This window comes from Streptomyces sp. UG1 (assembly GCF_049974585.1).
Classification (GTDB): domain Bacteria; phylum Actinomycetota; class Actinomycetes; order Streptomycetales; family Streptomycetaceae; genus Streptomyces.
In genome coordinates this window covers 98,859-112,274 of sequence record NZ_JBNGGG010000046.1, presented here as the reverse complement: position 1 = coordinate 112,274, position 13,416 = coordinate 98,859, and the positions used below count along the sequence as shown (strand labels likewise).

At 70.3% G+C, this 13,416-nt stretch carries 10 protein-coding genes; 5 read left to right on the top strand and 5 right to left on the bottom strand.

Going from position 1 to position 13,416, the window contains the following annotated elements:
• Positions 1 to 169 precede the first annotated feature (169 nt).
• The 4 genes from ACP4J3_RS40365 to ACP4J3_RS40350 all read right to left on the bottom strand — a co-directional run bounded on the left by ACP4J3_RS40365 (position 170) and on the right by ACP4J3_RS40350 (position 4,329).
• Positions 170 to 901, bottom strand: coding sequence for an AAA family ATPase (locus tag ACP4J3_RS40365; protein ID WP_426541419.1), 732 nt, complete (start codon positions 899 to 901; stop codon positions 170 to 172).
• 34 nt (positions 902 to 935) lie between these two features.
• The gene (locus ACP4J3_RS40360; protein ID WP_426541417.1) at positions 936 to 1,757 is read right to left on the bottom strand and encodes an ABC transporter permease; all 822 of its coding nucleotides are present in this window, start codon (positions 1,755 to 1,757) and stop codon (positions 936 to 938) included.
• Between the two features lie 82 nt (positions 1,758 to 1,839).
• Complete coding sequence (locus ACP4J3_RS40355) at positions 1,840 to 2,814, bottom strand: ABC transporter ATP-binding protein (RefSeq protein WP_426541415.1); 975 nt, start codon at positions 2,812 to 2,814, stop codon at positions 1,840 to 1,842.
• Between the two features lie 294 nt (positions 2,815 to 3,108).
• Positions 3,109 to 4,329 carry an NYN domain-containing protein gene (locus ACP4J3_RS40350; RefSeq protein ID WP_426541413.1) on the bottom strand — a complete coding sequence of 407 codons (1,221 nt, stop codon included), beginning with the start codon at positions 4,327 to 4,329 and terminating at the stop codon, positions 3,109 to 3,111.
• Between the two features lie 245 nt (positions 4,330 to 4,574).
• Between ACP4J3_RS40350 and ACP4J3_RS40345 the strand changes: the two genes are divergently transcribed.
• Entirely contained in the window at positions 4,575 to 4,739 is a 165-nt protein-coding gene (locus ACP4J3_RS40345) for a hypothetical protein (protein ID WP_426541411.1), read from the top strand.
• 99 nt (positions 4,740 to 4,838) lie between these two features.
• On the opposite strand, the gene dnaE is transcribed toward ACP4J3_RS40345, so the two are convergent.
• Positions 4,839 to 8,378, bottom strand: coding sequence for a DNA polymerase III subunit alpha (dnaE, locus tag ACP4J3_RS40340; protein ID WP_426541409.1), 3,540 nt, complete (start codon positions 8,376 to 8,378; stop codon positions 4,839 to 4,841).
• 216 nt (positions 8,379 to 8,594) lie between these two features.
• Between dnaE and ACP4J3_RS40335 the strand changes: the two genes are divergently transcribed.
• The 4 genes from ACP4J3_RS40335 (at position 8,595) to ACP4J3_RS40320 (ending at position 13,358) form a co-directional block, all read left to right on the top strand.
• On the top strand, positions 8,595 to 9,920 hold the full coding sequence (locus ACP4J3_RS40335) for a DUF2252 domain-containing protein (protein WP_426541407.1): 1,326 nt from the start codon (positions 8,595 to 8,597) through the stop codon (positions 9,918 to 9,920).
• 68 nt (positions 9,921 to 9,988) lie between these two features.
• On the top strand, positions 9,989 to 10,687 hold the full coding sequence (locus tag ACP4J3_RS40330; protein ID WP_426541405.1) for a hypothetical protein: 699 nt from the start codon (positions 9,989 to 9,991) through the stop codon (positions 10,685 to 10,687).
• Positions 10,688 to 10,763: 76 nt separating this feature from the next.
• Positions 10,764 to 11,603 carry a thioredoxin domain-containing protein gene (locus tag ACP4J3_RS40325; protein WP_426541403.1) on the top strand — a complete coding sequence of 280 codons (840 nt, stop codon included), beginning with the start codon at positions 10,764 to 10,766 and terminating at the stop codon, positions 11,601 to 11,603.
• Between the two features lie 93 nt (positions 11,604 to 11,696).
• Positions 11,697 to 13,358: an alkaline phosphatase D family protein gene (locus ACP4J3_RS40320; RefSeq protein WP_426541401.1), complete on the top strand. Its 1,662-nt coding sequence runs from the start codon at positions 11,697 to 11,699 to the stop codon at positions 13,356 to 13,358.
• The last annotated feature ends 58 nt before the right edge of the window (positions 13,359 to 13,416 follow it).

Genomic DNA, 13,416 nt, shown 5'->3' with positions numbered 1-13,416 from the left:
CAGCCCGTCCGGCGTTTGAGGACAAGGCCCGTTCAGGGCCGGCAGCGGGGGTCTGGGGGCGCAGCCCCCAGAGAGCGTCCGGGGTCGAAGGGGCAGCGCCCCTGGGGATGGGACGGGTAGGGGCGGCGGGGGCGAGGAAAGTCGGCGGCGACCACAACCCACCGAAGGCCTACGCCGACGGCCCCCCATGCACCCCCGCCTGCCCCGGCTCCGCATCCCGAGGCCCGAACAACGCCATCAACCCGAGATGGACCACCAACGCACCCAACGGCCACGCCAGCAACGCCCCCTTCGCCCCCAGCTTCAACGGCGCCGAGAACGCAACCCCCTCACCCGCTTCCTTCGCCTGAGCGATCACATCACCCGAGGGCCCGAGCCACACCCCCACCCGCCACGCGAGCAACGCCCCGAGCAGCCCCCCGACGGCCATCGCCACCACCAACGGCACACCCCCACGCCGCCGCCAGAGAAACACGGCAAACGCGCTGACCAGCCCAAACCCCAGCGCCAGCAGAGTGAACGTTCCGTCCACCCCGACGGCCTGCTCCCCCTCGGAGTCCTTGAAGTAGACGACCCACTGCCCGTCCACGACATCCCCGACCAGCGGCACACTCGGCGCCAACCGCCACCACAGCACCCCGAGCAGCGCCCCGAAGAGCGCCACCACCACCGTGACCACGGCGGCCTCTCGCACTTCGGTCTTCATGCCAGGACCGTCCTGTTCGTACGAGCCATAGATGCCGTACGGGCCGGGAGAGCCATGCGGGCCCTGTGCCCCGGGCGGGGCGTCGGATATCGCGTCATGCGGCACGGCAGCCGCATACCCGGCAGCGGGCGCCTGCCACCCCCCGTTGGGGGACGGTTCACGCGGCGGCGGTGGAGGAGTCAGCGGAGCGGTCACCCTGCCATCGTGCCAAACCGACCTGTGCGGCGCGTCACCGGACGGCCGCCCGGCGGTACGCCCAGGTGGCGACGGCCAGCGAGACGACGCCGACCACCCCGCACACGGCCAGGTCACCGAGCACGAACGCCCAGTCCGGCCGCTCCCCGAAGGTCCGCGCGAAGGCCTCCACGCCGTACGTCGAGGGCAGCAGATCCCGCGCGAGGCGCACCACCTCCGGCATCCGCTCGGCGGGCAGCACCCCCAGCAGCAGCGCCGCCGACATGCCGAGCTGCCCGAGCAGCGTGGCCAGCTCCGGCCGCGGCGCGAGCAGCCCCAGCGCCGCCCCGAGCCCGGCCAGCGCGGCCCCGGCCAGCGGGATCACCGCGACGAGCACCCACAGATGCGCCATCGGCAGTCCGAACAGCACGCACCCGAAGACGGCGGTCACCACCGTCCCCGGCACGGTGAAAGAGGCGTACGCCCCCGCCGCCCCCAGCACCACCGCGGCGGGCGGCACCGGCAGCGTGGCGTAGTGGTCGAGCCCGCCGCTGGCCCGAAGCTGCCCGAAGTACTGGGCGAGCAGGTTCAGCGCGACGAAGGCGACGACGAGCACCGACGACCCGGCCACCACGGCCTGCGCCTCGGCGCCGCCGTCCACGACCCCGCGCATCAGGATCATGATCCCGATCGACTGGAAGGTCGCCACGAACAGCAGCGGAATGCGCGCGACCCGCGCCCGGGACAACTGCGCCCGGTACACGGCGCACAGCGACGGCCACAGCCGCGCACGCGGCCCGAGCTCGGCCGCGCCCGTCGGCGTCTCCTCGACGCCCAGGGCACTGCCCGGCAGAACCTCGGCGGGTACGACACTCACGTGGCGCTGCTCCCTTTCACACGGGGGTTCACTGCGGAGGTGGCCCTGTTCCGTACGGATACGCATACGACAGTCGGCGTGCTCAAACCCTCACCAGCCCCTGCTGTGCGGCCCCGCCCAGCGCCAGGTACACGTCCTCCAGGCTCGGCGTGGCGAGCGTGAAGTCGTCCAGCGCGGCGAAGGCGGCCCCGCCGGTGACGGTGGCGACGACCGCGCGGGCCTCCTCGGGGGCGAGCCGCAGCGTCCAGCGGCGCCCGGACTCCACGACCCGGTCCCGCAGCGCGGCGACCTCGGGCACCTCCAGGGGCGCCCGGTCCCGCCACAGCAGTTCGACCCGCACCTCGCCCGCGACCCGTTCCTTGAGCCCGGAGGGCGTGTCACAGGCGATCACTCGGCCCCGGTCGAGCACCGCGACCCGGTCGAGCACGGTCTCGGCCTCGATGACGTTGTGGGTGACGAGCAGCACAGTCGTCCCGCGCTCGGCCCGCCGCCGGTCCACGGCCGACCACACGGCCCGCCGCGCCACGGGGTCCATCCCGGTGGTCGGCTCGTCCAGCACCAGCAGCGGCCGCTCCCCCACCAGCGCGGCGGCGAAGCAGGCCAGCCGGCGCTGCCCGCCGGACAGCTTCCGCAGCGGCCGCCCGGCGAGCGGCGCGAGCCCCAGCTCGTCGAGTACGGCGTCCCGCTCGTCCCGCGCCTGCCGCACATCGAGGCCGCGCAGCCGCCCCGTCGTCTCGGCGGCCAGCGACACGGTCAGCTCGTCGAGGGCGGTCGACTCCTGCCCGAGGTAGGCGAGGATGCGCGCGGCCCGCTCGGGGTGGCGCACGATGTCGTGCCCGAGGATCTCGACGCTCCCCGTGTCGGGCCGCATCAGCCCGGTGAGCTGTCGTACGAGAGTGGTCTTGCCGGCGCCGTTCGGGCCGAGCAGCCCGTAGATCTCGCCGCGCCGGATGTCCAGCCGTACGTCGTCGGTGGCCCGTACCTCAGGGGTTCCGGGCGCCCCGCGCCGCCCTCGTACGGCCGGATAGGTCTTGGTCAGCCCGCGCACGGCGCACACGACATCACCACTGTGCCGAAGTGCCTCTCCCACGCGCGTACTCACAAGGCACGAGACTACGGGGTCCGCGCGCCCGATCCCCCCTCGGGTCGGCCACTCGCCACAAACCGCCGGTTGGCCGACGTACCTCCGCCGGTCACCGCAAATCGGCCGTGTCCGTTGCGCGGGCCCGCCCGCCCCGCGCGCCGTTGATCCACCGCTCCGGCCGCAGCCGCGCGCCGCGCTGGAGCGGGCGTCGGGAAGTGGCCCACAAATCGACCGCAACGGCGCTCAACCACAGCCGCGTGGCCCGGGTCACTCACTCGCCGGAGCGTGCTCGGCCGCGGTCCGCACGTCGATCTCCCGCCAGAAACCGGCCCGGATCGCGTACCGGTCGTGCTCGTCGATCTGGTCGTCCTTGTGCGCGAGCAGCCCGAACCGCGCCGCGTACCGGAGCAGTTCCCCGTCGATCCGATGCGGGATCCGCGGGTACATCCCGGACAGCCGCTGCAGATGCCCCTGATCGCCCAGCCGCCCCATCCACCGTCGCGCGAAGACCTGCCCCACCTCGTAGGGATCGCCGCCGACGGTGGTGATGTCCTCCTCCCGGTCGGCCCACCGCTGCTCGGCGGTGGTGAGCTGCGCGAGCGTCGGCATGGAGGAGGCGTCGGGCGACTCGGCCGCGACGCCGGGCCGGTCGACCCACCCCTTGTCGGAGGACCAGCGCAGCGTGGCGCTCGTCGGATGCTGGGCCGGCTGGACGCCGGGCGCGCGCAGGGCGGCGAGGTCCTTCGGCGTGGGCACGCCCTTGGGTGCCGGGATCCGCTCCTGCGTGCCGTTCTCCGAGGCGGCGGCCGCCGGTGCGCGCTCGCCCTCCTCGGCCGGCCGCTCGGCCGTCGCGCCGAGCGCGGAGTCGGGCAGCGGCGCGGACAGGATCGCGGCGATCTCGGGCCGGGGCGCGGGCGGCGGCGCGCACACCCCGGTGAGCTCCTTGGCGCGTACGGCCTTGGTGATCCAGGTACGGTCCAGCACGCGCCGTTCATCGGCCTCGGCGACCAGGTCCTCGGACTGGTTGTAGTCCCCGTCGGCGGCCTGCACGGCCCACAGATGTACGGCGACGCCGTGCTCCTTGGCGGCCATCATGCCCGGCAGCAGATCGCCGTCCCCGGTCACCAGCACCACATCGGAGCAGGCGCGGTTGCGGGCCAGCTCGGTCAGCTCGGCGTGCATCGCGGCGTCCACGCCCTTCTGCGCCCAGCGGCCGTCGCTGCGGGTCAGGGCGCCGAGCCGGACGGTGACCCGGGGCATCACCCGCAGCCTGCGGTGCTCGGGCTGGGGGACGCGGTCGGGGGCGCCGTCGAACCAGTAGATGCGCAGCAGGGGCTGCTGGGTGTCGGACTCGGCGCGTTCACGCAGTCCCTGGATGAGGGCGGCATGGTCGACGGTGATCCGGGACCGGGAGGGTTCCCCGGCGAGCAGGCTGGCGGCGGCCCCCAGCAGATACCCGGCGTCCACCAGGACGATGCAGCGGTCCACGCGACTCACCCTCTTCCCGGGAGGTTTGCTTTGGGCTTCCTTCGAGTCTGCCCGACCACGCGGGGGTTAACGGGCCGAACTCGATCTTCGGCGTGGCGTTTCGGGGCATCGGGTCCGTGGCGCGCCATGCCTCACGCCCCGACAACCGCCGTTACGCACGGTAATTATCCGAAATGCGTTCTTTATAAGCCTATGTGAATCTGGTCCCGGCCCTGGCCCCTAGATCCCCCACAGGAGGCATCACCATGGCCAAGAACAAGAAGCAGGACCGGAAGCAGCCGCAGGCCGAGCGCGGCCAGCAGCAGGCCCAGCAGTCCTCGTTGGAGACGCAGGCCGAGCAGCGCGCCGCTCAGGTGACCCCGGGCGACATGGCCCGCAAGGGCCGGCAGAAGCGCTTCGGTCACAACTGACATCTGCATAACGGGTTGTTCGAGACCCAGGCACATGACAGGGGCGCGTCCCGTGCGGGACGCGCCCCTCTCGCGTTGTGCCGGCGGATGCCGCGCCGCTCAGCCCGCCAGGCAGGACGGCCCGAGCAGCACCTTCAGATCACCGAACAGCGCCGGGTCGGGCTTCACACGGTGCCGGTCGAGGCGTAGCACCGTCGTCTTGGTCGGGCCCTGGAGCTTGATGCGGACCTCGCTCTCGCCCCGGTGGTGGCTGAGGATCTCGCCGAGGCGGCTGACCATCGGCGGGGTGACCCTGGTGGCCGGGATGGTGAGGATCACGGGCGCGTTGGTGCCGGCGTTCGACAGGTCGGGGACCTGGAGCTCCATCGCGACCAGCCGGGGCACGTCCTCGCGCTTGTCGAGGCGGCCCTTGACGAACACGACGGCGTCCTCGACGAGTTGGGTCGACACCAGCTGATACGTCGCGGGGAAGAACATGCACTCGATGGAACCGGCGAGGTCCTCGACGGTGGCGATGGCCCAGGCGTTGCCCTGCTTGGTCATCTTGCGCTGCAGGCCGGAGATGATGCCGCCGATGGTGACGACCGCACCGTCCGCGTGCTCACCTCCGGTGAGCTGGGCGATGCCCGCGTCGGCCTTGTCGGACAGCACGTGCTCCAGACCGAAGAGCGGGTGGTCGGAGACGTACAGACCGAGCATCTCCCGCTCCTGGGCGAGCAGATAGGTCTTGTCCCACTCCTCGTCGGTGAACTGCACGTCGAGTCCGAAGCCGGGCTCGTTGTTCTCCTCCTCGCCCATGCCGCCGAAGAGGTCGAACTGGCCCTCGGCCTCCTTGCGCTTGACCGCGACCACGTTGTCGATCATCGGCTCGAAGTGCGCGGTGAGGCCCTTGCGGGTGTGCCCCATGCTGTCGAAGGCGCCCGCCTTGATCAGCGACTCGGTGGTGCGCTTGTTGCAGGCGGCCGCGTCGATCTTGTCGAGGTAGTCGGGGAACGAGGCGTACTTGCCCTTGGCCTTGCGGCTCTTGATGATCGACTCGACCACGTTGGTGCCGACGTTGCGCACCGCCTCGAGGCCGAAGAGGATCACGTCGTCACCCTGGGCGGCGAAGTTGTGCACCGACTCGTTGACGTTCGGCGGGAGCACCCGGATGCCCATGCGGCGGCACTCGTTGAGGTAGACCGCCGACTTGTCCTTGTCGTCCTTGACGGACGTCAGCAGCGCGGCCATGTACTCGGCGGGGTGGTTGGCCTTGAGGAAGGCGGTCCAGTACGAGACCAGGCCGTACGCGGCCGAGTGCGCCTTGTTGAACGCGTAGCCGGCGAACGGGACCAGCACGTCCCACAGGGCCTGGATGGCCTCGTCGCTGTAGCCGTTCTTGCGGGCGCCGCCCTGGAAGATGACGAAGTTCTTCTCCAGTTCCTCGGGCTTCTTCTTGCCCATCACCCGGCGCAGGATGTCGGCCTCGCCGAGCGAGTAGCCCGCGATGATCTGGGCGGCCTTCTGCACCTGCTCCTGATAGACGATCAGGCCGTAGGTGACGTCCAGGACCTCCTTGAGGGGCTCCTCGAGCTCCTTGTGGATCGGCGTGATCTCCTGCTGGCCGTTCTTGCGCAGGGCGTAGTTGGTGTGCGAGTTCATGCCCATCGGGCCCGGGCGGTACAGGGCCGAGACGGCGGAGATGTCCTCGAAGTTGTCCGGCTTCATCAGGCGCAGCAGGGAGCGCATGGGGCCGCCGTCGAACTGGAAGACGCCGAGGGTGTCGCCGCGCTGGAGCAGTTCGAAGGTCTTGGGGTCGTCCAGCGGGAGGCTGAGCAGGTCGATGTCGAGACCCTTGTTGGACTTCACCATCTTGACGGCGTCGTCCATGATCGTCAGGTTCCGCAGACCCAGGAAGTCCATCTTCAGCAGGCCGAGCGACTCACAGCTCGGGTAGTCCCACTGCGTGATGGTGACGTTGTCGGTGTGCCGGACCCAGACCGGCACATGGTCGGTGATGGTCTCGCTGGACATGATCACGCCGGCGGCGTGCACACCCATCTGCCGCACCAGGCCCTCGACGCCCTTGGCGGTGTCGATGACCTTCTTCACGTCGGGCTCGTTCTCGTACATCCCGCGCACCTCACCGGCCTCGCTGTAGCGCGGGTGCTGCGGATCGGTGATGCCGTCGAGGTTGATGCCCTTGCCGAGGACGTCGGCGGGCATGGCCTTGGTGATGCGGTCGCCCATCGCGTACGGGTAGCCCAGCACGCGCGCGGAGTCCTTGATCGCGTTCTTGGCCTTGATGGTGCCGTAGGTGCCGATCATGGCGACCTTGTCGGCGCCGTACTTCTCCGTCACGTACCGGATCACCTCGACGCGCCGGCGCTCGTCGAAGTCGATGTCGACATCGGGCATGGAGATGCGCTCGGGGTTGAGGAACCGCTCGAAGATCAGGCCGTGCGGGATGGGGTCGAGGTCGGTGATGCCCATGGCGTAGGCGACGATCGAGCCGGCCGCGGAGCCCCGTCCGGGGCCGACGGCGATGCCGTTGTTCTTGGCCCACATGATGAAGTCGGCGACGACGAGGAAGTAGCCGGGGAAGCCCATCGAGATGATGACGTCCATCTCGTACTCGGCCTGCTTCTGACGGTCCTCGGGGACCCCGCCCGGGAAGCGGCGCTCCATGCCGCGGCGGACCTCCTCCTTGAACCAGGTGACCTCGGTGTAGCCCTCGGGGATGTCGAACTTGGGCATCAGGTCGCGCTTCTCGAACATGCCGGCGGTGTCCACCATCTCGGCGACGAGGAGCGTGTTGGCGCAGCCCTCCTGCCAGGCGTCCGAGGAGTCGATGGCGTACATCTCGTCCGTGGACTTCAGGTAGTAGCCGGTCCCGTCGAACTTGAAGCGGTCGGGGTCGGAGAGGTTCTTGCCGGTCTGGATGCACAGCAGGGCGTCGTGGGCGGTCGCCTCGTGCGCGTACGTGTAGTGCGAGTCGTTGGTGACCAGCGGCGGGATGCCGAGCTTCTTGCCGATCTCCAGCAGACCCTCGCGGACCCGGTGCTCGATCTCGATGCCGTGGTCCATCAGCTCCAGGAAGTAGCGGTCCTTGCCGAAGATGTCCTGGTAGTCGGCGGCCGCCTTCAGGGCCTCGTCGTACTGGCCGAGCCGGAGCCGGGTCTGGAGTTCACCGGAGGGGCAGCCGGTGGAGGCGACGATCCCCTCGGACCACTGGGCGATGGTCTCCTTGTCCATCCGGGGCCACTTCTGCAGCCAGCCCTCGGCATACGCGTCCGAGGACAGCCGGAAGAGGTTGTGCAGGCCGGTCTTGTTCACCGCCCACATCGTCTTGTGGGTGTAACCGCCGGAACCGGACACGTCATCCCGCTTCTGGTGCGGCTGGCCCCACTGGATCTTGCGCTTGTTGCGCCGGGACTCGGGGGCGACATATGCCTCGATCCCGATGATCGGGGTGATTCCGGCCTTCTTCGCGGAGTGGAAGAAGTCGTACGCCCCGTGGAGGTTGCCGTGGTCGGACATGGCGATGTGCGTCATGCCCATCTCGTTGCACGCGTTGAACATGTCCTTCAGCCGCGCGGCACCGTCCAGCAGCGAGTACTGGGTGTGGACGTGCAGGTGCGTGAACGGCGGCTTTGACACGGCTTGGCCTCCATGGAAAACGCTGGATGACGGGCGGGCGGACACTTCTGGGGACAGCGTCGAAGTCTATGCCTCGCCACTGACACTCGCGGGGCTCCCCCACGTACCTTCACAGCGAGGGCGGCGGGCACTTTCGTGCGGGCCCGCCCGTTGAAGACGACAGAAACGCTGTCGTACACATGCACCAGTCGTACCTGCACCAGGAGGCACCCAGCGATGTCGGTCCCCCAGCTCAACGGCGAGCAGCGCGGCGACGAGATCCTCGCCGTCTTCGACACCGCCTTCGGCGAGCTCCTGGCCGCCGACCCGGCCGCGTTCCGCGTGAAGTTCCGGAAGATGGCGACCTCGGCCTTCGCGTTCTACCGCGGCACGGCGTGCCTGTTCTACCACGACCTGGACGCGGAAAAGCGCGGCGGGCCGTACCTGGACGAGCGCACCTCGCGCGTGTGGATCCACGGCGACCTGCACGCGGAGAACTTCGGCACGTACATGGACGCCCACGGCCGCCTGGTCTTCAACGTCAACGACTTCGACGAGGCGTACGTCGGCCCCTTCACCTGGGACCTCAAGCGCTTCGCCGCCTCGATCGCCCTCATCGGGTACGCGAAGGCGCTCGGTGACGACCAGATCACCGAGCTGGTGCAGATCTACGCGGGCGCGTACCGCGAGCGCGTGCACGCGCTGGCGACCGGCGCCAAGAGCGACGAGGTGCCGCCCTTCACCCTGGACACCGCCCAGGGCCCGCTGCTGGACGCGCTGCGCGACGCCCGCTCGCTGACCCGCTTCGGCCTGCTGGACACGATGACGGAGATCCGCGACTTCGAGCGCCGCTTCGCCCCGGGCGGCGGCTCCATCGAGCTGGACGCGGCCACGCGCTACAAGGTGCTCGCGGCCTTCGACGGCTACCTGGAGACGCTGCCGGACGCCTCGCTGGCCCGCCCGGACTCCTACCGGGTGAAGGACGTGGTCGGCCGCCGCGGCATCGGCATCGGGTCGGCCGGGCTGCCGTCGTACAACATCCTGCTGGAGGGCCACACGGACGCCCTGGAGAACGATGTCGTGATCTACATCAAGCAGGCCCAGACCCCGGCCGTCTCCCGGCACATCACGGACCAGGCGCTGCGCGACTACTTCCAGCACGAGGGCCACCGCACGGTGATCTCGCAGCGCGCCCTGCAGGCGCACGCCGACCCGTGGCTGGGCTGGACCGAGCTGGACGGCGCGGGCCAGCTCGTCGCCGAGGTCTCGCCGTACGCCGTGGACCTGGACTGGAGCGACATCGACGAGCCGGAGGAGATCGCGTCGGTCGTCGCCGACCTGGGCCGGGCCACGGCCACCATGCACGCGGCGGCGGACGACACCTCCGGCGAGTCCCTGGTGCCGTTCTCCACCGAGCGCGCCATCGACGCGGCGATCGCGGCCGACGAGTCCGGCTTCGGGGACCTCCTGGTCGACTTCGCCCACGACTACGGCGCACGCGCGCGTGCCGACCACCAGATCTTCGTGGACCTGTTCCGCAACGGCCGGATCCCGGGCCTGTGACGAAAAGGTCGCGCACAGCCACCCTTTAAGGGTCCCTTACGGGACCGCGTGACACACTCTCTGCTGCTATGGACATTTCCGGGACCCAGTTGCGAGCCGTACGCGCGGCGCTGTTCACGGCACTCGTCGTGATCCTCAGCACCGCGGCGCACGTGCTGCTGTCCCGGGCACCCCTGCCGCTGAACACGGTGGCCCTGCTGACGGCCGCCGTGTTCACCGTCGCCTATGCCCTGGCCGGCCGGGAACGGACCTTCGGCCGGATCGCCGCCCTGCTGATCCCGCTGGAGCTGGCCGCCGACACGATCCTCACCACCGGTCAGCACGCCTGTTACGGCAGGGCGGGCGGCCCGGTCGCCGGCCCGCTGGCCTCGGTGGGCTGGGACGTGCTGTGCGGCCAGGGCACCCAGGTCGGCGCACCGCTGGCCGAGGTCACCGGCACCGATCCCGACAAGCTCGGCGGCCTCCTGGCCCACGTCGACCCGGTCACCGCCTGGCTGCTGCTCGGCGCCCACGTGGGCGTGGGCCTCGTCGCCGCGGCCTGGCTGCGCCGCGGCGAGCGGGCCCTGGCCCAGTTCCTGGGCGCGGTGGCGGCGACCACGTTCCGGCCGCTGGCGCTGGCGGTCGCCGCGGTGGCGGTCCCCACGACCGTGCCGGCCCGCCGCCTGCCGCGCCCCACCGGCCGTACGGCCATCGCCCGCAGCCTCCTCCTCGTGCACTCCCTGGGACGGCGTGGACCGCCGTGCTCGCCCGCTTTCACCCGCGCGTGAACAGCACCTGAGCACCACAGTCCACCCATACGTATTCCGCACACCACGTGTGCGCGTCCCCACGGAGATCACCAACATGAGCAAGCGGAACAGCCAGGCGGCGAAGACGGCGGCCCGAGAGCGCCTGCGCGCGGAGCGCGAGCGCGAGGCGAAGCGGGCGAAGGTCAAGCGGCAGATCATCGTCGCCGCCTCGGTGGTCGGCGTCCTGGCGGCGGCCGGCGGCATAGGCTACGCCGTCGTCCAGGGCAACAAGCCCGGCTACTGGGAGGCGCTGAAGGACGACAAGGTCGTCGCGCCGGCCAACACCACCGGCACGAACGGCACGACCGTCGTCATCGGCAAGGACAGCGCCAAGAAGACCCTCAAGCTGTACGAGGACCCGCGCTGCCCCGTCTGCGCCTCGTTCGAGCAGGCGGTCGCCTCGACCCTCGACAAGGACGTCGAGGACGGCAAGTTCAAGCTCCAGTTCGTCGGCGGCACGTTCCTCGACGGCGATTCGCTGGGCGACGGCAAGATCGGCGGCAACGGCGAGGGTTCCAAGAACGCGATGAGCGCCATGGGCGCCGCGCTGAACGTCAGCACGGACGCGTTCCTCGAGTACAAGACCGCGCTCTACTCGGCGAAGTACCACCCGCAGGAGACGGACGACAAGTTCAAGGACGACGACTACCTGATCGAGGTCGCGAACACCGTCCCCGCCCTGAAGAACAACACCAAGTTCCAGAACGCCGTGAAGAACGGTACGTACGACGCCTGGGCGCTGGCCATGTCGAAGGCCTTCGACACCAACAAGGACGGCGTGACCGGGACCCCGAGCCTGGTCATGGACGGCAAGCAGCTCAAGACCTCCGGCCCCAACCAGCCGTGGACGGCGGCGGAGTTCACCAAGGCGGTGGACGCAGCCCTCAAGGGCTGACGCCGGCCGGGAAGCCGACCTTCGCATGAAAGGCGGGCGAACTTTCACAGGTTCGCCCGCCTTTGTTCATACCGATCAGTAACCTGATCGGCTGTGACCAGTCGATACAGATCATCCGAGCAGTTCAACTCCCTTACCCCTCGCCGCCGTACGGTCGTCAAGGCCGCGGCGGCGACGGCTGTGCTGGCCGGGCCGCTCGCCGCCGCGCTCCCCGCGCGGGCCGCCGACGCGGGCCCCGCCTTCCTGCACGGCGTCGCCTCCGGTGACCCGCTGCCCGACGGCGTCCTGCTGTGGACCCGGGTGACGCCGACCGCCGAGGCCACGCCCGGCTCCGGGCTCGGTCCGGACACCGAGGTGAGCTGGGTCGTCGCCCGGGACAAGGCACTGACCAACATCGTCGCCAAGGGCTCGACCACCGCGACCGCCGCCTCCGACCACACCGTCAAGGCCGACATACGCGGCCTGGAGCCGGCCACCGACTACTGGTTCCGCTTCTCGGCGGGCGGCACCGACTCCCCGGTGGCGCGCACCCGCACCGCGCCGGCGGCGAACGCGTCCGTGCCCAACCTCCGCTTCGGCGTGGTCTCCTGCGCCAACTGGGAGGCCGGCTACTTCGCGTCGTACCGCCATCTCGCCGCCCGCGGGGACCTGGACGCCTGGCTGCACCTCGGGGACTACATCTACGAGTACGGGACCGGTGAGTACGGCACGCGCGGCACCGTCGTACGGCAGACGGCGCCCGCCGGCGAGATCCTCACGCTCGCCGACTACCGCGTCCGGCACGGCAAGTACAAGACGGACGCGGACCTCCAGGCCCTGCACGCGACCGCGCCCGTCATCGCCATCTGGGACGACCACGAGATGGCCAACGACGCCTGGTCGGGCGGCGCCGAGAACCACACCGAGGGCGCCGAGGGCACCTGGGCGGCGCGCCGGGCCGCCGCCAAGCAGGCCTACTTCGAGTGGATGCCGGTGCGCCCGGCGATCGCGGGCACCACCTACCGCCGGCTGCGCTTCGGCAAGCTCGCCGACCTCTCCCTGCTCGACCTGCGCTCGTTCCGCTCGCAGCAGGTGTCCGTCGGCGACGGCGAGGTCGACGACCCGGACCGCACCCTCACCGGCCGTGCCCAGCTGGACTGGCTGAAGGCGGGCCTGAAGTCCTCCGACACCACCTGGCGGCTGGTCGGCAACTCGGTGATGATCTCTCCGTTCGCCGTCGGTTCCCTCTCCGCGGACCTGCTCAAGCCGCTGGCGAAGCTGCTGGGCCTGCCGCAGGAGGGCCTTGCCCTCAACCCCGACCAGTGGGACGGCTACACCGACGACCGCCGCGAACTGCTCGCCCACCTGCGCTCGAACGCGATCCGCAACACCGTCTTCCTGACCGGCGACATCCACATGGCATGGGCCAACGACGTGCCGGTGAACGCCGGTACGTACCCGCTGTCCGCCTCCGCCGCCACGGAGTTCGTCGTCACCTCGGTCACCTCCGACAACCTCGACGACATCGTCAAGGTCCCCGAGGGCACGGTCTCCGCGATCGCCTCGCCGATCATCAGGGCCGCCAACCGGCACGTCCACTGGGTCGACACCGACCGCCACGGCTACGGCGTCCTGGACATCACGGCCGACCGCGCACAGATGGACTACTACGTCCTGTCCGACAAGACCAAGCAGAACGCGACCGCGTCCTGGGCCCGTTCCTACCGCACGCGCAGCGGTACGCAGAAGGTCGAGCGGACGTACACGCCGGTGTGAGCACTGCGCCCGAGAGTCGATTTTCGGCCAACCCCGGTCCATTTGAGGGCCGTTAACC